General features: G+C 70.7%; 21 protein-coding genes. 10 read left to right on the forward strand and 11 right to left on the reverse strand.

The window, feature by feature from the left end:
- The first annotated feature begins 15 nt into the window (after positions 1 to 15).
- The 5 genes from ACXJJ3_RS35000 to ACXJJ3_RS35020 are packed head-to-tail and all read left to right on the forward strand — an operon-like array spanning position 16 to position 5,984.
- On the forward strand, positions 16 to 2,040 hold the full coding sequence (locus tag ACXJJ3_RS35000) for a protein meaA (protein ID WP_458166168.1): 2,025 nt from the start codon (positions 16 to 18) through the stop codon (positions 2,038 to 2,040).
- 11 nt (positions 2,041 to 2,051) lie between these two features.
- Positions 2,052 to 3,347 (forward strand): GH32 C-terminal domain-containing protein, encoded by a 1,296-nt coding sequence (locus tag ACXJJ3_RS35005; RefSeq protein ID WP_458166169.1) that lies wholly within the window; start codon positions 2,052 to 2,054, stop codon positions 3,345 to 3,347.
- Positions 3,348 to 3,369: 22 nt separating this feature from the next.
- Entirely contained in the window at positions 3,370 to 4,191 is an 822-nt protein-coding gene (locus ACXJJ3_RS35010) for an aldo/keto reductase (RefSeq protein ID WP_458166170.1), read from the forward strand.
- Between the two features lie 21 nt (positions 4,192 to 4,212).
- On the forward strand, positions 4,213 to 5,181 hold the full coding sequence (locus ACXJJ3_RS35015; protein ID WP_458166171.1) for a Dyp-type peroxidase: 969 nt from the start codon (positions 4,213 to 4,215) through the stop codon (positions 5,179 to 5,181).
- The gene (locus ACXJJ3_RS35020; RefSeq protein WP_458166172.1) at positions 5,178 to 5,984 is read left to right on the forward strand and encodes a family 1 encapsulin nanocompartment shell protein; all 807 of its coding nucleotides are present in this window, start codon (positions 5,178 to 5,180) and stop codon (positions 5,982 to 5,984) included. The genes ACXJJ3_RS35015 and ACXJJ3_RS35020 overlap by 4 nt, the downstream gene beginning before the upstream one ends.
- Here the strand turns inward: ACXJJ3_RS35020 and ACXJJ3_RS35025 are convergent.
- From ACXJJ3_RS35025 to ACXJJ3_RS35050, 6 genes are all read right to left on the reverse strand, one after another.
- Entirely contained in the window at positions 5,971 to 6,321 is a 351-nt protein-coding gene (locus ACXJJ3_RS35025) for a DUF488 domain-containing protein (RefSeq protein WP_458166173.1), read from the reverse strand. The genes ACXJJ3_RS35020 and ACXJJ3_RS35025 overlap by 14 nt on opposite strands.
- Before the next feature lie 4 nt (positions 6,322 to 6,325).
- Entirely contained in the window at positions 6,326 to 7,567 is a 1,242-nt protein-coding gene (locus ACXJJ3_RS35030; protein WP_458166174.1) for an MFS transporter, read from the reverse strand.
- The gene (locus ACXJJ3_RS35035; protein WP_458166175.1) at positions 7,564 to 8,751 is read right to left on the reverse strand and encodes an amidohydrolase; all 1,188 of its coding nucleotides are present in this window, start codon (positions 8,749 to 8,751) and stop codon (positions 7,564 to 7,566) included. The genes ACXJJ3_RS35030 and ACXJJ3_RS35035 overlap by 4 nt, the downstream gene beginning before the upstream one ends.
- 193 nt (positions 8,752 to 8,944) lie before the next feature.
- Entirely contained in the window at positions 8,945 to 9,580 is a 636-nt protein-coding gene (locus ACXJJ3_RS35040; RefSeq protein WP_458166176.1) for a GntR family transcriptional regulator, read from the reverse strand.
- A 69-nt stretch (positions 9,581 to 9,649) separates the two neighbouring features.
- Positions 9,650 to 10,297, reverse strand: coding sequence for a response regulator (locus tag ACXJJ3_RS35045; protein ID WP_458166177.1), 648 nt, complete (start codon positions 10,295 to 10,297; stop codon positions 9,650 to 9,652).
- Entirely contained in the window at positions 10,294 to 11,247 is a 954-nt protein-coding gene (locus tag ACXJJ3_RS35050) for a HAMP domain-containing sensor histidine kinase (RefSeq protein WP_458166178.1), read from the reverse strand. The genes ACXJJ3_RS35045 and ACXJJ3_RS35050 overlap by 4 nt, the downstream gene beginning before the upstream one ends.
- A gap of 116 nt (positions 11,248 to 11,363) precedes the next feature.
- Between ACXJJ3_RS35050 and ACXJJ3_RS35055 the strand changes: the two genes are divergently transcribed.
- From ACXJJ3_RS35055 to ACXJJ3_RS35065, 3 genes are read left to right on the forward strand one after another with little or no spacing between them, the layout of a single operon-like run.
- Entirely contained in the window at positions 11,364 to 11,678 is a 315-nt protein-coding gene (locus ACXJJ3_RS35055; RefSeq protein WP_458166179.1) for a TraR/DksA family transcriptional regulator, read from the forward strand.
- An 8-nt stretch (positions 11,679 to 11,686) separates the two neighbouring features.
- Positions 11,687 to 12,022, forward strand: coding sequence for a TraR/DksA family transcriptional regulator (locus tag ACXJJ3_RS35060; RefSeq protein ID WP_458166180.1), 336 nt, complete (start codon positions 11,687 to 11,689; stop codon positions 12,020 to 12,022).
- Positions 12,023 to 12,027: 5 nt separating this feature from the next.
- A complete protein-coding gene (locus tag ACXJJ3_RS35065) occupies positions 12,028 to 12,753 on the forward strand; it encodes a rod shape-determining protein (RefSeq protein WP_458166181.1) in 726 nt (241 codons plus the stop codon).
- Here the strand turns inward: ACXJJ3_RS35065 and ACXJJ3_RS35070 are convergent.
- Positions 12,750 to 13,238, reverse strand: coding sequence for a pyridoxamine 5'-phosphate oxidase family protein (locus ACXJJ3_RS35070; protein WP_458166182.1), 489 nt, complete (start codon positions 13,236 to 13,238; stop codon positions 12,750 to 12,752). The two genes, ACXJJ3_RS35065 and ACXJJ3_RS35070, sit on opposite strands and share 4 nt — an antisense overlap.
- Positions 13,239 to 13,323: 85 nt before the next feature.
- On the opposite strand from ACXJJ3_RS35070, the gene ACXJJ3_RS35075 reads away from it, so the two are divergent.
- The gene (locus tag ACXJJ3_RS35075; protein ID WP_458166183.1) at positions 13,324 to 15,189 is read left to right on the forward strand and encodes a hypothetical protein; all 1,866 of its coding nucleotides are present in this window, start codon (positions 13,324 to 13,326) and stop codon (positions 15,187 to 15,189) included.
- A gap of 15 nt (positions 15,190 to 15,204) precedes the next feature.
- Here ACXJJ3_RS35075 and ACXJJ3_RS35080 read toward each other — a convergent pair whose 3' ends face one another.
- Positions 15,205 to 15,909, reverse strand: coding sequence for an isocitrate lyase/PEP mutase family protein (locus ACXJJ3_RS35080; protein ID WP_458166184.1), 705 nt, complete (start codon positions 15,907 to 15,909; stop codon positions 15,205 to 15,207).
- The gene (locus ACXJJ3_RS35085) at positions 15,906 to 16,367 is read right to left on the reverse strand and encodes a carboxymuconolactone decarboxylase family protein (RefSeq protein ID WP_458166185.1); all 462 of its coding nucleotides are present in this window, start codon (positions 16,365 to 16,367) and stop codon (positions 15,906 to 15,908) included. The genes ACXJJ3_RS35080 and ACXJJ3_RS35085 overlap by 4 nt, the downstream gene beginning before the upstream one ends.
- A gap of 46 nt (positions 16,368 to 16,413) precedes the next feature.
- Between ACXJJ3_RS35085 and pdxR the strand changes: the two genes are divergently transcribed.
- Positions 16,414 to 17,796, forward strand: coding sequence for a MocR-like pyridoxine biosynthesis transcription factor PdxR (pdxR, locus tag ACXJJ3_RS35090; RefSeq protein ID WP_458166186.1), 1,383 nt, complete (start codon positions 16,414 to 16,416; stop codon positions 17,794 to 17,796).
- Between the two features lie 27 nt (positions 17,797 to 17,823).
- On the opposite strand, the gene ACXJJ3_RS35095 is transcribed toward pdxR, so the two are convergent.
- Together ACXJJ3_RS35095 and ACXJJ3_RS35100 are read right to left on the reverse strand one after the other, a co-directional pair.
- Positions 17,824 to 18,750 carry an FAD-dependent oxidoreductase gene (locus tag ACXJJ3_RS35095; protein ID WP_458166187.1) on the reverse strand — a complete coding sequence of 309 codons (927 nt, stop codon included), beginning with the start codon at positions 18,748 to 18,750 and terminating at the stop codon, positions 17,824 to 17,826.
- Between the two features lie 128 nt (positions 18,751 to 18,878).
- Positions 18,879 to 19,961 (reverse strand): esterase-like activity of phytase family protein, encoded by a 1,083-nt coding sequence (locus ACXJJ3_RS35100; RefSeq protein WP_458166188.1) that lies wholly within the window; start codon positions 19,959 to 19,961, stop codon positions 18,879 to 18,881.
- Positions 19,962 to 19,977 lie beyond the last annotated feature (16 nt).

The raw sequence follows: 19,977 nt of genomic DNA on the forward strand, positions 1-19,977 counted from the left end.
TGTAGGCCCCTCGTGATGCCAGTCACGAGGGGCAGACTCACAAGGTCACGCAGTCCTACTCTCGGGTACATGGCCGATCGAGCGTGGGTGATGCGGACGTATGCGGGGCATTCGTCCGCGGCTGAGTCCAATGCGCTGTTCCGGCGGAATCTTGCCAAGGGGCAGACCGGGTTGTCGGTGGCGTTCGACCTGCCGACGCAGACGGGGTACGACGCGGACCACTCGCTCGCGAAGGGTGAGGTCGGCAAGGTCGGCGTGCCGGTCGCTCATCTGGGGGACGTACGGGCGTTGTTCGACGAGATCCCGCTCGCGCAGATGAACACGTCGATGACGATCAACGCGACCGCGATGTGGCTGCTCGCGCTTTACCAGGTCGCCGCGCAGGAGCAGGGCGCCTCGCCGGACGAGCTGACCGGTACGACGCAGAACGACATCGTCAAGGAGTACCTGTCCCGCGGGACGTACGCGTTCCCGCCGGATGCCTCGTTGCGGCTGACCACCGACGTGATCGCGTACACGGTCGCGAACATGCCGAAGTGGAACCCGATCAACATCTGCAGCTACCACCTGCAGGAGGCCGGGGCGACGCCGGTGCAGGAGCTGGCGTTCGCGTTGTCGACCGCGATCGCCGTGCTGGACCGGGTCCGCGACGGCGGGCAGGTGCCGCCGGAGCGGTTCGGGGACGTCGTCCAGCGGATCTCGTTCTTCGTGAACGCCGGGGTGCGGTTTATCGAGGAGACCTGCAAGATGCGCGCGTTCGTCCGGCTCTGGGACACCCTCACGCTGGAGCGGTACGGCGTGACCGACGCGAAGGCGCGGCGCCTGCGGTACGGCGTACAGGTGAACTCGCTCGGGCTGACCGAGGCGCAGCCGGAGAACAACGTGCAGCGGATCGTGCTGGAGATGCTCGGCGTGACGCTGTCGAAGAACGCGCGGGCCCGCGCCGTCCAGCTGCCGGCCTGGAACGAGGCGCTCGGGCTGCCGCGGCCGTGGGACCAGCAGTGGTCGTTGCGGATGCAGCAAGTTCTCGCGTACGAGTCCGACCTGCTCGAGTACGACGACATCTTCGACGGCTCGCACGTGATCGAGGCGAAGGTGGACGCGCTGGTCGCCGGTGCGCAGCAGGAGATCGACCGCGTTCAGGCGATGGGCGGGGCGGTCGCCGCGGTCGAGAGCGGGTACCTGAAGCAGGCGCTGGTCGCGTCGCACGCGGAACGCCGGCAGCGGATCGAGTCCGGTGAGCAGGTCGTCGTCGGCGTCAACAAGTTCGAGAACACCGAGCCGTCGCCGCTGACCGCGGACCTCGACACCGCGATCCAGACCGTCGACCCGGCCGCCGAGTCCGCCGCGCTGGAGTCGCTCCACCAGTGGCGCGCGACCCGTGACCAGCAGGCCGTCGACGCCGCGCTGGCCAAGCTCCGCGCCGCCGCGAAGACGACCGACAACCTGATGCCGGTCACGCTCGAGTGTGCCCGCGCCGGCGTGACGACCGGCGAGTGGGCCGGAGTACTGCGCGAGATGTACGGCGAGTACCGCGCCCCGACCGGCGTCTCCGGCTCCGTCGGTGTGTCCGCGGGCGGCGCCGAGATCGCCGCGGTCCGCGAGAAGGTCGCCGCGACGTCCGCCGAACTCGGAGGACGGCTGCGTTTCCTGGTCGGCAAGCCCGGTCTGGACGGGCATTCGAACGGCGCCGAACAGGTCGCGGTACGGGCCCGGGACGTCGGCTTCGAGGTGATCTACCAGGGCATCCGCCTGACGCCGGGGCAGATCGTCGCGGCCGCGGTCGCCGAGGACGTGCACTGCGTCGGCCTGTCGATCCTGTCCGGCTCGCACATGGAACTCGTGCCGCAGGTCGTCGAGGGTCTCCGCGAAGCCGGCCTCGACGACATACCGGTCGTCGTCGGCGGGATCGTCCCGGAGGCCGACGCCGCCGCGCTACGGGCTGCCGGAGTGGCCGCGATCTACACCCCGAAGGACTACGACCTGACCGGGATGATGGCCGATGTCGTCGACGTGATCAGGCAGGCCCACAAGCTCTAGCATTGACTCCTGTGACCGACCAGCCGTTGTACGGCGAAACGTGGCGACCGCAGCAGCACTTCACCGCCCGGCAGTTCGGGGCCGACCTGCTGGAGCCGGGGAAACGGCAGGAGGGCTGGCTCAACGACCTCAACGGGCTCGTGTACTACGAGGGCGAGTACCACCTGTTCGCCCAACGCTGGAACAAGTGCTGGATCCACGCCGTGAGCGACGACCTCGTGCGGTGGACCGAGCTGCCGCCCGCGTTCTGGGAGGAGGCGCTCGACACCGGCGTGCAGTCCGGGTCGGTGGTGATCGACTACGGCAACACCTCCGGGCTGTCTCCCGATCCGGAACGGCCCCCAATGGTCGCGTTCTGGTCGCGCAACGACAACCTGAGCCAGTGCCTGTCGTACAGCCTCGACAAAGGCCGGACCTGGCAGCACTACGACGGCAACCCGATCATGACGATGCCGGAACGCGACCCGAAGGTGTTCCGGTACGACGACCACTGGGTCATGCTGCTGTACGGCGACCAGCGGTACCACCTGCTCACGTCGCCGGACCTCCTGCACTGGACCGACACCGGCAACGTCGTACCGAACAGCTTCGAGTGCCCCGACTTCTTCGAGCTGCCCCTGGACGGCGGCGACCCGAAGTGGGTGCTGGTCCGCGGCGACGGAAAGTACTCCGTCGGCACCTTCGACGGTACGACGTTCACCGAGGAGACCGAGCAGTTGCTGTCGGACGCCGGGCCGAACTTCTACGCGACCCAGACCTGGAACAACACCGAGACTGGCGACGGCCGCCGGATCCAGGCTGCGTGGATGCGGGACGGCCGCTATCCCGGGATGCCGTTCAACCAGCAGGTGACGATCCCGTGCGAGCTGAGTCTGCGCACGGTCGACGGGACGCCGCGCCTGTTCCGGACCCCGGTCCGCGAGCTGACCACGCTGTACGACGGCAGCACGCACTGGTCCGGCACCGTGAAGCCGGGCGCCGGCAAGGTGCTGGCGGACGGCCCCGTGGAGGCCGATCTGCACCTCGAGGTCGACATCCCGACCGGAGCGACCCTGACCGTGGACGTCTCCGGTGCGACGACGGAGCTGACCGAGACCACCGTGGCGTCCCAGCAGGTCTCAGGCGGGTTGCGGACCGTCCGGGTGCTGATCGACCGGACCTCGGTGGAGGTGTTCGCGAACGACGGCGAGGTGTCGATCTCGCGCTGCTACCTGCCGGCCGGCAGCGGCCTGGTCCTGACCGCTACCGCACCGGTCCAGGTCGCGGCCACCCTGCACAGTCTCGCGTCGATGTGGCCGGACCGCTGATCGGGCTGGTAGAAGGGTGTACATGACCCTGAACAGCACACGCACGCTGTCCAACGGAACCGAGCTCCCGGTGTTCGGGCTCGGGGTCTGGCAGGTGAACGACGGGCTCGAGTGCGAGCGCGCCGTCCGCTGGGCGTTGGAGGCCGGGTACCGGCTGATCGACACCGCGCAGGCCTACCGCAACGAGGCCAGCGTCGGGAAGGCGATCCGCGACAGCGGCGTACCGCGCGAGGAGATCTTCCTGACCACCAAGTTCTACCCCGGTGGCAAGGACGCCCGGGTGGAGGCGGAGAAGAGCCTGGAACGGCTCGGCACCGACTACCTCGACCTGTACCTGATCCACTGGCCGCAGGGCGGGCCGACCTGGGCCTGGCCGGCGATGGAGGCCGCGGTCGACGCCGGTCTCACCAAGGGCATCGGCATCTCGAACTTCAGCGCCACCGAGCTGGCCGAGCTGGGCAAGATCGCCCGCATCCGGCCGGTCGCGAACCAGGTCCAGTTCAGCCCGTTCGAGTACCGCGCGGGGCTGGTCGACGCGTGCGAGGCGGCCGACGTCGTCGTGCAGGCGTACAGCCCGCTCGGCACCGGCCGGCACCTGGACGACCCGGTCGTCGCCCGGATCGCGGAGGCCACCGGCCGTACGCCCGCGCAGGTGCTGATCCGGTGGGCGATCCAGAAGGGCCTGTCGGTGATCCCGAAGACCGTCCACCAGGACCGGATCGCGGAGAACGCGGGCGTTTTCGACTTCGAGCTCGACGACGCCGCGATGGCCGCGCTGGACGGGCTCGACACCACCGGGAAGACCGCCGACGCACTCTCGCAGAGCGGCAAGTGGTGGTCTTGAGCCCTGTCTGGTGCTGAGCCGATGATCCAGGACGTACTGCGGGAACCCGCGAAGGCGGCGATCTTCCTGGTCGCCGACGTACGTCCTGGCTCCGAGGCGGCCGTGCGGGACCTGCTGGCCGACCTGGCCGGACTGGCCCGCGCGGTCGGCTTCCGCGCCCCCGACGACCAGCTGAGCTGCGTCGTCGGGATCGGCGCGTCGTTGTGGCCGCGGATCTACCGGGCCCCGGCGCCGCGGGACCTGCATCCGTTCCGCCGGCTGTCCGGCGGGCGGCACACGGCGCCGGCCACGCACGGCGACCTGCTCCTCCACTTCCGCGCCCGCCGTCTCGACCTTTGCTTCGAGCTGGAACGCCAGGTACTGCGGCGGCTCGCGGGCCACGTCCGGGTGCTCGACGAGGTCCAGGGCTTCAAGTACTTCGACGAGCGCGACCTGCTCGGGTTCGTCGACGGTACGGAGAACCCGGCGGGGGAGAAGGCCGTCGCGGCGCTGGCGATCGGCGCCGCGGATCCGGCGTACGCCGGGGGCAGCTACGTGATCGTCCAGAAGTACCTGCACGACCTGGACGCCTGGCAGGCGCTGCCGGTCGCGGAGCAGGAACGCGTGATCGGCCGGTCGAAGCTCAGCGACATCGAGCTGACAGAGCAGCCCGTGAACTCGCACGTCGCGGTGAACACGATCGTCGACCCGGACGGCACCGAACGCCAGATCGTCCGCGAGAACATGGCGTTCGGGTCGCCGGGCTCGGGCGAGTTCGGCACGTACTTCATCGGGTACGCCGGGACGCCGGCGGTGATCGAGCGGATGCTGCAGCGGATGTTCGTCGGCGAGCCGCCCGGGAACCACGACCGGATCCTGGACTTCTCGACCGCGGTCACCGGCAGCCTGTTCTTCGTGCCGACCGCTGACTTTCTCGCACAACCCACCTCCACCAGCACCTCCACCGACGGGTCGCTGGGGATCGGCAGCCTGAAAAGGAGTTCCAGATGACGAACAACCTGCATCGCGAGCTGGCCCCGGTCTCGGACGCCGCCTGGGGTGAGATCGAGGAGGAGGCCCGCCGGACCTTCACCCGGGACATCGCCGGGCGCCGCGTGGTCGACCTGGTCGGGCCTGCCGGACCCGAGCTGTCCGCGGTCGGCACCGGCCACACCGAGACGGTCGAGGCGCCCGGCGCCGGAGTCCAAGCACTCCGCCGGCTCGCGCAGCCGATCATCGAGCTGCGGGTCCCGTTCACCGTGACCCGGCAAGCCGTCGACGACGTGGAGCGCGGCGCGAAGGACTCTGACTGGCAGCCGGTGAAGGACGCCGCGAAGCAGATCGCGTACGCCGAGGACCACCTGGTCTTCCACGGCTCCGACGCGGCCGGGATCGTCGGACTCGCGCCGAGCACGTCGAACGACGTACTCACGCTGCCGGGCGAGGCCCGCGACCTCCCCGACACGGTCGCGAAGGCGCTACGGGCCCTGCGACTGGCTGGGGTCAGCGGGCCGTACAGCCTGCTGCTGTCCGCCGACGCCTACACGGCCGTGGCAGAGACCACGGACCACGGGTACCCGATCCGCGACCACCTGTCCCGGCTGATCGGCGACGGCGAGATCATCTGGGCTCCCGCCCTCGAAGGCGCCCTGCTGGTGTCGACCAGAGGCGGCGACTACGAGCTGCACCTCGGCCAGGACCTGTCCATCGGCTACCTGTCCCACGACGCCGACAGCGTCCAGCTGTACCTCCAGGAGTCCCTGACGTTCCTGGCCCTGACTGCAGAAACCAGCGTGGTACTCAGCTCTCACTGAGCAAACCGGCCAACACCGCGGCCTGGCTGATCTCCACGTCCTTGGTGGCGGTCAGCAACGTCAGCGTGCCGTCGGACAGCTCCTGCAGCCGCGCGTACGCCGCCGCACGCTCCGGGTCCTTCAGTTCTTGCTCGTACCGCTGCGCGAACTCGGCGTACCGCTCCGGGTCGTGGCCGTACCACTCGCGCAGCTCGTTGGACGGCGCAACGTCCTTGCACCACTCGTCCAGGCGCGCCCGGGCCTTGCTCACGCCGCGCGGCCACAGCCGGTCCACCAGGACCCGTACGCCGTCGTTTGGCTCGGGCTCGTCGTAGATACGCCGTACCAGCACCGTCATACCGTCACGGTAGTTGCTTACCGCTGTAGCGGAGCAGGGACGGCGTCCAGAGCGCCAGGCCGATCAGTGTCGTGACCAGGAGGACTGCGCTGACGAAGGTGGTGATGTTGACGCCGTAGTGCTCCGCGAAGGCGCCCAGGACGAGCGATGCTACCGGCATGATGCCGATGGCCAGTTCCTGGACGCCGAGCGCCCGGCCGTGCAGCGACTCGGGTGTGGTCATCAACAGCAGTGTCGTCTGCAGTACGCCGAACGCCGCGCTCATCACACCTATCCCGGTCATCAGCACGAACGACACCATCACGGTGTGGGACAGCGCGAACAGCGCCCACAACGTGCCCCAGAGCGCCGTACCGACGACGAACATGCCGCCCTTGAACCGGAAGTCGCCCAGCCAGGCGATCACCAGCGACCCGGTCAGGCCGCCGACGCCCGCGCAGGTGAGCAGCCAGCCGAGGCCGGCCGCGTCCAGCCCGAGGGACTCCTGCGCGAACACCGGCATGAAGGACTGCGCGACCGGCCAGAGCATCGTGTTCGCGGCGAGCGTGACCAGCAGGACCGTCGACGCCAGCCGGTTCCGGGCGATCTCGCGGAGCCCGCTGACGACCATCCGGACCGCCGACCCGGTGTGCTCGCCGACCACCCGGCCGTACCCGCGCAGCGGCAGCAACGCGACCAGCGAGACGGCGTACCAGAACGTCGACACCCAGAGCGCGGCCGGGGCGCCGAGGCCGGTGATCATCAGGCCGCCGAGGGCCGGGCCGATCACCTGGGTCATGTTCAGCGCCATCGAGTTCAGCGCGTTCGCGTTGCTGATGTTGTCCCGGCCGACCAGGTCCATCACCAGCGACGCCCGGGCCGGCTGCGACGGAGACTGTGCCAGCCCGATCGCCAGCCCGCCGACGACCAGCACCCAGTACGGCGCCTTGCCGAGCGACGCGAGCGTGGCCACCGTACTGACCGCGACCAGCGCCCACGACGCCGCGATGATCAGCAGCCGGACCCGGTTGTGCCGGTCCGCGAACGCCCCCGAGAACGGTCCGAGCAGCAGCGGCGCGAGCCGTACCGCGGTGTACACCGCGACCAGGAAGTCCGAGTGCGTGGTCTCGTACGCGAGCCACCCGAGCACGAGCGTCTGCGTCCACACCCCGCCGAAGAAGAACAGGTTCGAGAACCACAGCAACCGGAACGCCCGGTTGTCCCGCAACGAGCCGAGCGTCCGCCCGACAGCTGTTGCGGTACTCACACCTGGAGTTCGCCGTCGCGCACGACGACCTGCCCGCCGGCGATCACGACCTCACGACGCGGCGCCCGGACCAGCACGTCCGGCGCGTTCTCGGCGTCCAGCAGCACGACGTCCGCCCGCGCGCCGACGGTGAGACCGTAGTTCTCGCGGTGCACGAAGGGAGCGCCGTACGTCGTCGCCAGCTCCACCGCGTACGTCAGGTCCTCGTCCGTCCGCAGCCCGTGCAGCCGCGCGAATCCGCGGGCGATCTGCAGCAGATCGCCGTCGCCGTACGGCGACCACAGGTCGCGGATGCCGTCCGTGCCGAGGCCGATCCGGACGCCCGCCGCCTGCATCTCGCGGAACGGCAGCGGTGCCGAGGTCGGCGGCGCGACCGTGGTCCAGGAGATCCCGGCCTCGCCGAGCAGCTCGACCAGCTCCGAGCGTCGCGCCGGGGCCAGCTCGCCGAGCGCGAACCCGTGCGACACGTTCACCTTGCCCTGCAGGCCGGCCTGGACCGTGCGCTCGGCGATCAGCTCGTACTGGAACGCGCCGAGGTCACCGCGGTCGTGCAGGTGCAGGTCGATCCCGACACCGCGCCGGGTCGCGATCTCGAACAGCGCGTCCAGCTGGCCGACCGGGTCGCGGTCGATCGTCGCCGGGTCCAGCCCGCCGATGCTGGTCGCACCCTCGGCCGCGGCCTGGTCGAGCAGGTCGAGCACGCCCGGACGCCGCAGTACGCCGTCCTGCGGGAACGCGACCAGCTCGACGTCGACGGCACCGTTCAGCTCGGCGGCGGCCTCGCGGACTCCTGCGATCCCGCGCAGCCCGACGCCGAGGTCGACGTCCACGTGCGTCCGGGTGGCCGTCGTACCGTGCCGGAGGAACTCGCGCAGCACCGCGGTGGTGCCCTTGACGCTGGGGATGCCGTACTTGTCCCGCTCGGCGCGCTCGTGGGCGATCCGGCCCTGCGTGGTCGGCTGACCGCCGTACGACACCCAGGGGAGACCCCACCAGCTCTTGTCGACGTGCGCGTGCGCGTTCACGAACCCGGGCAGCGCGAGCAGCCCACGTCCCTCGATGCGCTGCTCGGCGGAGGTGCCGCTCCCCGCGGGGGAGAGGTCCGAGATGACACCGTCGACGATCGTCACGTCAACCGCGCCGCCGCCCCACGGGCGCACGTCAGCAAGCAGCAAAGAGGTCATGAACTGAATGGTATACCAAAACCAACCACTCCCGAACCGCCTTCCGCGGCTCCGGAAGGTGGAAGGGGGTGAGTAGGCAGCCAGTGGCGCCGAGAGGTGCGGGTGTCGGTCCGTGGTGCGGAGGGGTGGCGGGTGTCGGTCCGTGGTGCGGAGGGGCGGGCGTCAGCCCGGGGTGCGGAGGAGGGGGCGGGTGTCAGCCCGTCGTGCGGAGGGTGCGGAGGATGGATTGGGCTTGGCGGAGGTGTTCGCCGGCGAGGTGTTCGGCGAGGTTTACGTCGCGGTTGGCGATCGCGGTGCAGAGTTCGCGGTGTTGCTCGGCGACGCCGAGTAGGTCGTCGTGCTGGGTGAGGAGCCAGCGCATGCGGCTGCGCAACGGCCGCTCGATCTCGATCAGGAGTTCGTTGGAGGCGAGCTCGGTGACCTGCTCGTGGAAGTCGGCCGCCTTGCGGCGAGCCAGCACGGCGTTCCCGGCCTCGGCAGCCGCCAGGTGCTCGGCGAGCGTTGCCTGCAACCGCTCCAACCCCTCGCGCGTACGCCGTTCCGCCGCCAGCCGGAAGGTCAGCGGCTCGAACGCGGTCCGGACCTCGAGCAGATCCGCGATGTCGGAGTCGGTGAACGTCCGCACCACCGCCCACGACCGAGGCCGCAGCGTCACCAGCCCCTCGCTGACCAGCGCCTTCAGCGCCTCCCGCACCGGCACCCGGCTGACGTCCAGCGCGGTCGCCAGTTCACGCTCGACCAGCCGCTCGCCGGGCCCGCGGACGCCGTCGAGGATCTCCGCGCGCAGTTGCCGCGTCACCCGTTCGGTCTCGGACTCCCGATTCTCCACCCGCAACCTCCACTCCGGGTTTGGCATACCATTATCCATGCCATCCGGTCCATCCAGGCCACCCCGGGGTCACGGCTCCAGCAGTCCGGCCCGGATCGCGTACCGGGTCAGATCCAGCCGGTCCCGGAGCCCGAGTTTCTGCAGGATGTTCGAGCGGTGCCGCTCGACCGTCTTCACGCTGATCGTGAGCAGTTCGGCGATCTCCTTCGAGGAGTTGCCCTCGGCAACGAGCTTCAGGATCTCCTCCTCCCGCGCGGTGAGGATCTGCTGCGGCAGGTCGGCCCCCTGCCGGATCCGCTCCAGGTAGCTCCGCACCAGCCGCGTCATCGCCCCCGGGTAGAGGAACGGCTCCCCGCGCATCGTCGCCCGGCACGCCTCGACCAGATCCCGATCCAGCACCGACTTCAGCACGTACCCGGAGGCGCCCGCCTTCAACGCCTGGAAGAAGTACTGCTCGTTGTCGTACATGGTGAGCATCAGCACCCGCACGTCCGGCGCGACCGCGGACAGCTCGCGCGCCGCCTGCAGGCCGGTCATCCGCGGCATCGCGATGTCCAGGATCGCCAGGTCCACCGGTTCCCGCCGGCAGATCGCGACCGCCTCGCTCCCGTCCGACGCCTCGGCCACGACCTGCAGATCAGGCTCTCCGTCGAGGATCAGCCGCACCCCGCGCCGTACCAGCGCATGGTCGTCGGCCAGCAGGATCTTCGTGGTCATGAGGTGCTCCCAACGGTCAGGCTGACCTGCGTACCGCCGTCCGGCCCGTCGCCGACCTCCAGTGTCGCGCCGATCAGCAGCGCGCGTTCCCGCATCCCGCGGATCCCGGCGCCCTCGTGGGCCAGCCCGGTACCGCGCCCGTCGTCGAGGATCCGCAGGACGACCGCCGAGTCCTCCCGGAGCAGCGACAGCTCGATCCGCGTCGCGCCCGCGTGCCGGGCCACGTTCGTCAGGCTCTCCTGTGCGACCCGGTACAGCACCAGTTCGGTCTGCTCGTCCAGTTCCAGCCCACTGTCGAACCGCCGGTTGATCTCCAGCCCGGTGTGGTCCGACACCTCGGTCGCGAGCGCGGTCAGCGCGCTGGTCAGCCCGAGATCCTCGAGTACGCCGGGCCGCAGCCGGTGCGCGAGCCGCCGTACCTCGTCCAGACTCGCCCGTGTCGTCTCCTGCGCCTGCACGAGTTCGCTCCGCAGGCCGGGATCCGGCGAGTGGTCGGCCGCCCGCTTCAGATCCATCAGTACGGCGGTCAGCGTCTGCCCGACCTCGTCGTGCAACTCGCGCGCGATCCGACGCCGTTCGGACTCCTGCGCGGACAACGCCCGCGCCGCGCTGGTCGCCCGTTCCTGCTCCAGCCGGTCGAGCATCGCGTTGAACGCCCGCAGCACGTCCGGTACGCCGCCGTGACCCTGCACGGGCAGCCGCTGCCCGGGCCGCAGTACGTCGACCGTGGACATCCGCCGGTTCAGCCGCGCCAGCGGGGCGAGGCCGACCCGGAGGAGTACGGCGTTCGCGACCAGCATCACGGCGAGCCCGCCGATCAGTACGGACGCCTCGGTGAACAGGACCGGTACGGAGACCGTGACCGGCGCCCACAGCAGCAGGGCGGTCGCAGCGCCCAGTACGACCGCGTTGAGACCGAAGATCCGCCAGAACAGCGCCACCGCGGGCACGCTCCCTCCGTCAACGAGAATCCCGCCACTATGGCAGCACGGCGGCATTCGTACCGGCTCAAGATGGGTGTTGGTCCCGATAGGCAACCCACGCGGCAGCAGCCATGGTGTGTGGCATGAACACCCCGAAGACCGCACCCGCAGACCACCGGGTGCACGAGACCCTGCAGCGCCTGCAGCACGAGCGCAACACCCGACTCGCGCAGCTGAACGCGATGGAGGCCGACAAGCCGAACTCCAACGAGGACCTGGTGACGGCCCAGACGACAGCGATCCGGCTGGTCCTGAAGGAGATCGACGCCGCCGTGGAGCGGGTCTCGGACGGTACGTACGGCGTCTGCAGCGGCTGCGACGCCCGGATCCCGGTCGGCCGGTTGGAGATCCTGCCGTACGTCCGGTACTGCGTCCGCTGCCAGCAGCAGGCACTCTGAGGAGACTCGTGAACAGCCAGGCTCGAACCAATCGACGCAACGGGGGCCTGCCGCACGAGGAGCTCGCGATCCTGCGGGCGAAGCTGCTGAACCAACGCGCCTTCCGCCAGGAACAGCTGGCCGGCTTCGGTGCCGGTGCGGTACTGAACGAGGTGGACGGCCAGCTGGTCGGCGCGGCACGGACTGTCCTGGCGGACGTGGAGGCCGCCCTGGACCGGATGGACACCGGCCACTACGGCCACTGCCGAGGCTGCCGCGGCCCGATCGACCTGCCGCGACTCCGCATCTGCCCGGAGTCGCTGTACTGCGGTACCTGTCACCGCGAACGCGAATCCGGCCGGTGAACGCCATGCGTCGGCTGACACCGGTTGGCGGCGTACGGGGTCTGGCTTTGGATCTCGGGAGCGCCCGGGCGCGGGTTTGGACCTCCGAGCGCGGGCTGGTGCTGGATGCGCCGACGGCCGGCCGTGGCCGCCGGTTGGTGTCGCGCGGGACAGTCGCGGACGCCGACGGCGTGGCCGCGCTCGTCCGGACGGTGGTGACGGACGGGCGGGACCGGCTGAGCGCCGTGGTCACTACGCCGGTGCTGTGCGACGACGCGCACCGGGAGAGCGTTCGCACGGTGCTCGGCACGCTCGGGGTGGCGAGCGTGGTGTTGATCGACAGCGTGAAGGCGGCCGCGTTCGGGGCCCAGGCGGACGTCACGGAGCCGTTGCTGGTCGTCGACGTCGGTGCCCAGCTCACCGAGGTCGCGCTGGTGCTGGGAGGCGCCGTGGTGGCGGCCCGGCGGACCGCGCTGGGGTTGGACGACGTACGGACGATGTTCCCGATCGTCGAGGTGGTGGGCGAGGCGATGCTCGACCTGCTGCAGGGGGACTGCGGCGCGCAGGTGGTCGACGCGCTGGACCGGGGGGTGCTGCTCACCGGCGGCGGCGCGCTCCGCCCGGAGATCACCTACAAGCTCGGCCAGCGCCTCGGCGCCACGGTCTGCCCGGCCCCGGCGCCACACACGGTCTCCGTCCGCGGCGCGGCGGCCGCCCTCCAGGCCACGCACCGGCACCCGGCCGGCAGCTAGCCGGCCGTCTTCTCCCGGATGAGGTCCTCGACGGCCTGCGGGATCGTCGTCTCGAAGTCCAGCAGCTTGGCCCAGGTCAGCGTGATCCGGATGACCATCATCTCGTCGTACAGACCCTTCACGCCCTCGGCCCAGCCGGGGTACTGCTCGTCGGTCATCACCTTGTGACCGGCGACCAGGTACCCCTCCGGGACGCCCGGCACCAGTTCCAGCTCGGCGGTGCCGCGGAGCAGCAGGACCTTGGGCGGGAACGCGCCGGTGTCGATGGTGAGCGCGACCTTCGGGTTCTTTCGCAGCGCGGCGACCTTGGCGGACTTCGGCACGGTCGCGATCGCAATCCGGTCGCCCTCGACCCAGAACCCGATCGGGATCACCCGCGGGTCGCCGTCGAGGCCGTCGTACGCGAACCGGGCCGGCTCCGAGCCGTTCAGCAGCTGCTGGGCGTACGGCTTGGCGAGGATCTCGGCGATCTGCTGCTTGTTCATGACACTTTCCCATCTCTCGGAGGTTGCTTCTCATCAGGGGGACGGAGCCGCCGTCAGGTTCTCGACATCGATAGGTTGGCGAATCGTGGAAAGTTTTGACTTCGGTCCGGGGCAGGTCCAGCTGTTCGACGACGGTGCAGTGGCGCAGGTGCTGCATCCGGACGGCCGGCGGGTGCTGCTCGACGAGGGTGTCGTGCACGACAGCCTGCACGCCTGGGGCAAGGGGTTCGTGATCACCGACCGCGGCGGGTACCGGTTCGACAACCCGGCGCACACCCGGTGGCGGAGCAGCGGGATCGACCTGCTGTACCGGTTCGGTGACCTGGAGTTGCGGGTCGGCCGCCGGTTCGGCGAGCACTGGACCGAGACGTACGAGCTGCGCAACACCGGCGACGCCCCGCTCGACCTCGGCTCGGTCGCGATCAGTACGCCGTTCCGCGACGTCTACACGTCCAGCCGGGAGAGCCTGAGCGGCGCGGTGCACGCGCACGTGTGGACCGGCGGCGCGGACGCGTGGGTCTGGGCGACCCCGATGGACGGCAGCGGTCCGGGTCTCGGGCTGCAGCTGACCGAGGGCGCGCTCTGGGCGTACTCCGTGGAGTCCCGCGAGCCCGGGACCAGCAGCAACATCCGCGGGCACATCTACCTGCACGTCACCGACCACGCGCGGGCGCCGCACGCGATGGGCGGCCAGCCGGTGATCCCGCTCGCGCCCGGTGCGACGTACCGCTGGACCTGGCAGCTGGACTGGTACGACGACCTGCAGGCCTTCCACGCGGACCGTTCGCCGCTGATCGCGGCCGACCGGCTCGCGGCCGAGGTGGGCGAGACCCTCGAGTTCACCGGGGCCGACCCGCTGACCAGCGACGTCCCGGGCGTCCATCACGTCACGTCGACCGACGGCAGCTCGCGGATCGCCGTGCTCTTTCACGACCCGCTGCAGGTGATCGCCGAGCGGCGGGTGCGGTTCATCCTCGATCACCAGCGGCGCCCCGAGCTGGCGGGCAGCCGTCAGTACGCGTTCGTGCCGTACGACAACGACAGCGGTCTCACCGTGCCGGCCAGCGCGTGGCGGGACTGGTCCGACGCCCGGGAGCGGGTCGGCATGGCGTTGCTGCTCCAGGAGGTCCGCAACCGCGGCTGGGGCGATCGCGCCGAGCTGGACGAGGCGCTGAACGGGTACGAGCAGTTCGTCCGCGAGTACCTGATGGACGCCGAGGGCACGATCCAGGACGACAGCATCCACCAGAACGCGGTCCGGCTGTACAACTTCCCGTGGTTCGCGCGCTTCCTGCTCGGCCAGGGCGACCGCGCCGGCGCGACCCGGATCCTGAACCGGTACTACGAGCTCGGCGGCGACCACTTCCTCGCCTTCGACCTCGGCCCGCTGCTGACCGAGCTCGGCCTCGAGGAGCACCTCGTCCGGCACGCGCAGACCTTCATCGGGTACGGCGACGAGCTGCCGCCGCACGAGGTCAACTACGAGCAGTCGATGGTCGCCCCACTCCTCGAACTGCTGGCAGCCGCCTACCGGACCGGCAAGATCGATGGGGCCGAGCTGACCCAGCGGCTCCCGTGGCTGACCGCGTTCGCCGCCGACCAGCCCGACATCCGGCTGCGGCACGTCCCGATCCGGCACTGGGACGGGTACTGGTTCGGCCGGCTGCGGCTGTGGGGCGACGTCTTCCCGCACTACTGGTCCGCGCTGAGCGCCGTCGTGTACGCCGCCTGGCCGCGCGACCTCGTGACACCCGAGCAGGCCGCCTGGCTCGACCGCGCCGAGGAGGCGATCCTCCGGGCGAACCTGGTCAGCTTCGCCCCGGACGGGTCGGCCACGTGCGCCTTCGTGTACCCGAGCTGCGTGAACGGCCAGCCCGCCCACGTCGCCGACCCACTGGCGAACGACCAGGACTGGGCCCTCGTCTACGCACTCAGAAGCGCGGCGTTCTGACGTTCGCGGGTCGCGTCAGAGCCGGGGGAGTAGCTCGCGTAGCTGGTCCATCACGTAGTTGTGCAGGCTGGTCCCGTACGAGATCCGGGTGGCGCCGGCCGCGGCCAGTTCGGCCTGGGTGGGTCCGCCCGGGGCCGCGTGTCCGTTGATCGGTCCGCCGACGCCTTCGGCGACCTGGGCGAGTTGGTCGAGCGGCGCGAGGATCGGGTAGACGCAGTCGGCGCCCGCCCGGCGGTACTCGCGTCCTCGGCTGATCGCCTCGGGCACCGGATCGGCCAGCCGCCGTACGAACGTGTCGACGCGGGCGTTGATCACCAGCTCGGCACCCGCGGCGGCCCGTACCTCGGCCAGGTAGTCGGCCTGCTGCCCGGCGTCCACGAGCGCGCCGCCGGCCGAGTCCTCCAGGTTGCAGCCGACCGCTCCGGTCTCCAGCAGCCGTTCCGCGAACTCCTTCGGTGGCAGCCCGTACCCGGCCTCCATGTCGGCCGTCACCGGTACGTCGACCGCGCGGGCGATCTGTGCCACCGCGGCGAACATCGCGGCCGGCGGGGTCAGCTGCCCGTCGTCGTACCCGAGCACCCGGGCGACCGCCCCGCTGCTGGTCGCGACCGCGGGGAAGCCGGCGTCGGCGACGATGCGCGCGCTGACCGGATCCCAGGCGTTCGGCAGCACGAGCGGCGTACCGCCGTGGTGCAGGGCGCGGAAGTGTTCGGCGCTCATGGCTTGTAGTGGCCGGGCTCCATCTTCCCGGTGACGCCGACGCGGGTCCACATGTTGATCGTGATGATCAGCGCGATCAGCTGGGCCAGGTCCTGCTCGTCGAAGGCCTGCGCGGCCACCTCGTACACGTCGTCCGGGACGTGGTCGACGCTGATCAGCGTGATCGCCTCGGTCAGCTGCAGCGCCGCCTTCTCCTGCTCGGTGTAGAACTTCTTCGCCTCCCGCCACACCGGCAGCAGCGTGATCCGCTGCTGCTGCTCCTCGCCGAACTGCAGCAGGTCCAGCGAGTGCATGTCGGTGCAGTACGCGCACCCGTTGATCTGCGAGGCCCGGATCCGCACCAGGTGTGCCAGCTTCGGGTCGAGCCCGTTGTCGGACACCTTGTCCAGCTCGATCAGCGCCTTGTAGAAGTCCGGGACCAGATTGGCGAGTTTCACCCGCCGGGTTGTTGTGCTCATGGCTTTAATCTAGGCGCCGAGCGGCCCAGGTGTATGGTCCACTTCTATGGCAGAACGAGGGGCCAATTCGGCGGGGACCGACCTGCACCTGGAGCTCGGCGTGGCCCGCGGGCGCGGGGAGCTGGTGCGGGCGTTGCACGAGTCGATCCGGAGCGGCCGGCTGGTCGAGGGCACCCGGTTGCCGTCGTCGCGGTCGCTGGCCAAGGACCTCGGGATCGCGCGGAACACCGTGGCGGACGCGTACGGGCAGCTGGTCGCGGAAGGCTGGCTGACCGCGCGGCAGGGATCCGGGACGGTGGTCGCGAACCGGGCCGCCGCGCCGTCCACGCCGGCCGTGTCGTTGCCGGAGGCCCGTAGTTTCCGGTACGACCTGACGCCGGGCGCGCCGGACGTGGCGACGTTCCCGCGGGCCGAGTGGCTGGCCGCGACCCGGAAGGCGCTGACCGCGGCGCCGAACGAGGCGTTCGGGCTCGGCGACCCGCGCGGGCGGACCGAGCTGCGGCGGGTGCTCGCCGACTACCTCGCCCGGGCGCGCGGTGTCCGGGCCGACCCCGAGCGGATCCTGATCTGCTCCGGGTACGTGCAGGCGCTGAGCCTGCTGAGCGAGGTGGTCAAGACCCACGGCGGTACGACGATGGCCGTCGAGGAGTTCGGGTACGGCCTGCACCGGGACGTGATCCGGGCGCGCGGGCTGTCGGTGGCCGCCGTACCGGTGGATGCGTTCGGGGCGCAGACGTCGGCGTTGACCGGGCAGGGTGTGCTGCTGACGCCGGCGCACCAGATGCCGACCGGCGTACCGCTGGCGCCCGAACGCCGGACGGCGGCCGTCGAGTGGGCGCGGGCGTCCGGGGCAGTGCTGATCGAGGACGACTACGACGGCGAGTTCCGGTACGACCGGCAGGCGGTCGGCGCGTTGCAGGCCCTGGACCCGGAGCGGGTCGTCTACACCGGTACCGCCAGCAAGAGCCTCGCGCCCGGGCTGCGGCTCGCCTGGATGGTGTTGCCGCAGCGCCTGATCGAGCCGGTGGTCGCCGCCAAGCGGACGGCCGACTTCCAGACCGCGACGCTGGAGCAACTGGTCCTCGCCGAGTTCATTGCCTCCGGCCACTACGACCGGCATGTCCGCCGCTCCCGCCTGCACTACCGCCGCCGCCGCGACCGCCTCGTCGAACTACTCGGCGTCCGCGCGCCCGACGTCCAGGTGGCCGGCATCTCCGCCGGCATGCACGTTCTGCTGGACGTACACGGCGACGCCGACGAGATCGTCGACCGCGCCGCCCGGCAGGGCCTCGGCCTCGCCACCCTCAGCGCGTACCACTTCAACCCCACACCCGCCACCCGCCAGGCAGTCATCGTCGGCTACGGCACCCCACCCGACCACGCCTACCCAGGAGCACTAGACCTCCTCTGCCAGGTCCTCGGCGTCTAGCTCGTGGCTAACCTCGGACGGCGGGGGTCAGATGCTGCGGACAAGTTGCAGGACCTCGTCGGCGCAGCCCCACGAGAGCGTGACGCCGGATCCGCCGTGGCCGTAGCAGTGGATGACCGGCTCGCCGGTGTGGGTGCGGACCAGCTCGCAGCGGATCGCGGGACGGGCCGGGCGCAGGCCGACGCGTTGCCGGATGATCTTGGCGTTGCGGAGCTGCGGGACGAGCTCGGCGGCCCGGTCGAGGATGTCCTTCGTGGTCTGCGGGTCGACGGCGAGGTTCCAGTCGCCGGCCTGACTGGTGCCGCCGACGACCACGTCGTTGCGGCGCGGGACGACGTACGTCAGCTCGTCGGGGGAACGGTCCGCCAGCAGCCACTCGGTCAGGCCGCACGGCTCGACCGTCAGCACCTGCCCGCGGACCGGTGTCACGGTCGGGTCGCTCGCGGTCAGCCGGCCGCCGAGCCCGGTGCAGTTCACCACCAGGTCGGCCCCGGTCGGCAACGCGGACAGCGCCGCGCGGGTCAGCGTCCCGCCCGCGGCCTCGAGTCGCTTCACCAGCGCCGGCAGGTACGCCGGCATGTCGATCACCGGCACCGTGAACGACCACCCGTCCGCGAACCCCTCCGGCGGCGACGCGACCCGGGTCAGGTCCGGGAGTACGTCGGCCCACGGTGGGTCGGGCGTCGGTTCGACCAGGAACTCCCGCCCGTGCTTGAGTTCCACGGCCGGCTCGCTCTCCGCGAGCTTCGCGAACTCCTCGTACGTCGCCCGCGACCAGCCGGCCACCCGGTCCGCCGGCGCCGACAGGTACGGGTACCAGATCGCGGCCGCCACCGACGAGGTCGTCTCGAGCGGCAGGTCGCGCGCGAACACCGCCACGTCGTACCCACTCTCGGCGAGCCGAATGGCACAGCTCAACCCGATCACGCCGGCACCAACCACAATCACGCGCATTCACACAGTGTTACGTGTCGCCGGTCATCCCGCCACCGGGGACGTGCAGGCCATCACAATTGCGGACTCGGGGGAGCCCGCCGCGGGAGGACGTTGGACTCGGCGGATTGTGATGGCCTGGCGGTCCATCAGCGGAGGTTGACGGCGAGGGAGTAGAAGCGGGTGATCTGGGTGGCGCCGTTGTTGTCGTCCGAGAGCAGGTACAGCTGGCGGCGGCCGCCTGGCAGGTAGCCGCCGACGGCCAGGGCCTCGACGTTGTCGAGCAGCGGGTTCGGCTGCGGCTGCTTGGCGACCGCGCCGGACGGCGGGCAGTCGCCGAGGTCCAACAGCAGCTTCTTCTGCAGGAAGACCGAGGACGGCGCATCCGCCAGCGAAGCCCGCGTGGTCACGTCGACCGCGTGCCGCAGCGACACCTTGAAGACCCGGATCGTGTTGCCGACGCCCGGCGTGAACGTCCGCTCCATCGAGATCAGCTCGGTCGGGCTGACCCAGCCCATGTCGTCGAGCGCGAGCCCCGGGTCCGGCTTGTACGCGTACTGCGCGACCGGCCGGTACCCGTGCCCCGGCAGGCCGAAGTACCGGATGATCCGGTTCCGGGTGCTGCCGTTCGCGTCGGTCCCGTCGGAGGCGAGCGGTCCTTCCATCCCGGCGTACAGCGAGCGGCCGTCGCGGCTGACCGCGAGCGACTCGAACGTCGCGTTGTTCGTCGCCTCACCGGTCGGCGCGACCTGGAACCGCGACGGCACCGGCAGCTCCCCGAGCTGCTTGCCGTCCGACAGCCGGAAGCGCCGGATCGACGGCTCCCGCTCCGACGTCGCGAGGATCGTCCGGTTCCCGCGCTCGACGACCAGCCCCTCACCGTCGAAGTCGCCACCGTTGTACGGCGTACCGTCCGGCCGCCGCAGGATCGTCATCCCGTCGACGCGGACCGAGGCCGGCCTGCTGTTCACCCGCAGGTCGAACACCCGGGCCGGCGTGGTCCCGACGTTGTCGACCAGCGCGACCGCGCGGTGCGGCGACGTCAGGTTCAGCGCCGACAGCCCCGCGACCGGCTGCCCGTCGTACGTCGTCTTGTCGAGCGCGTCACTGAACCCGAGGAACGTGGCGTCCGGCGAGCAGGCCCCGCCACCGCCGGACACTGCCGAGGCGGTCAGGGTGGTGGTGAGTGCGGTCAGGACAACTACTGCGGCCAGCGGCTGCTGCCAACGCATCCCAGCTCCTTGCTGT

This window comes from Kribbella sp. WER1 (genome assembly GCF_054189145.1).

What these genes read in the sequence shown, in the direction of transcription:
- ACXJJ3_RS35035 (WP_458166175.1), bottom strand. Translation starts at nt 8,751, where the DNA reads ATGACCTCTTTGCTGCTTGCTGACGTGCGCCCGTGGGGCGGCGGCGCG.
- ACXJJ3_RS35095 (WP_458166187.1), bottom strand. Translation starts at nt 18,750, where the DNA reads ATGCGCGTGATTGTGGTTGGTGCCGGCGTGATCGGGTTGAGCTGTGCC.
- ACXJJ3_RS35020 (WP_458166172.1), top strand. Translation starts at nt 5,178, where the DNA reads ATGACGAACAACCTGCATCGCGAGCTGGCCCCGGTCTCGGACGCCGCC.
- ACXJJ3_RS35025 (WP_458166173.1), bottom strand. Translation starts at nt 6,321, where the DNA reads ATGACGGTGCTGGTACGGCGTATCTACGACGAGCCCGAGCCAAACGAC.
- ACXJJ3_RS35080 (WP_458166184.1), bottom strand. Translation starts at nt 15,909, where the DNA reads ATGAGCGCCGAACACTTCCGCGCCCTGCACCACGGCGGTACGCCGCTC.
- ACXJJ3_RS35055 (WP_458166179.1), top strand. Translation starts at nt 11,364, where the DNA reads ATGAACACCCCGAAGACCGCACCCGCAGACCACCGGGTGCACGAGACC.
- ACXJJ3_RS35085 (WP_458166185.1), bottom strand. Translation starts at nt 16,367, where the DNA reads ATGAGCACAACAACCCGGCGGGTGAAACTCGCCAATCTGGTCCCGGAC.
- ACXJJ3_RS35065 (WP_458166181.1), top strand. Translation starts at nt 12,028, where the DNA reads ATGCGTCGGCTGACACCGGTTGGCGGCGTACGGGGTCTGGCTTTGGAT.
- ACXJJ3_RS35070 (WP_458166182.1), bottom strand. Translation starts at nt 13,238, where the DNA reads ATGAACAAGCAGCAGATCGCCGAGATCCTCGCCAAGCCGTACGCCCAG.
- ACXJJ3_RS35015 (WP_458166171.1), top strand. Translation starts at nt 4,213, where the DNA reads ATGATCCAGGACGTACTGCGGGAACCCGCGAAGGCGGCGATCTTCCTG.
- ACXJJ3_RS35000 (WP_458166168.1), top strand. Translation starts at nt 16, where the DNA reads ATGCCAGTCACGAGGGGCAGACTCACAAGGTCACGCAGTCCTACTCTC.
- ACXJJ3_RS35045 (WP_458166177.1), bottom strand. Translation starts at nt 10,297, where the DNA reads ATGACCACGAAGATCCTGCTGGCCGACGACCATGCGCTGGTACGGCGC.
- ACXJJ3_RS35010 (WP_458166170.1), top strand. Translation starts at nt 3,370, where the DNA reads ATGACCCTGAACAGCACACGCACGCTGTCCAACGGAACCGAGCTCCCG.
- ACXJJ3_RS35100 (WP_458166188.1), bottom strand. Translation starts at nt 19,961, where the DNA reads ATGCGTTGGCAGCAGCCGCTGGCCGCAGTAGTTGTCCTGACCGCACTC.
- pdxR (WP_458166186.1), top strand. Translation starts at nt 16,414, where the DNA reads ATGGCAGAACGAGGGGCCAATTCGGCGGGGACCGACCTGCACCTGGAG.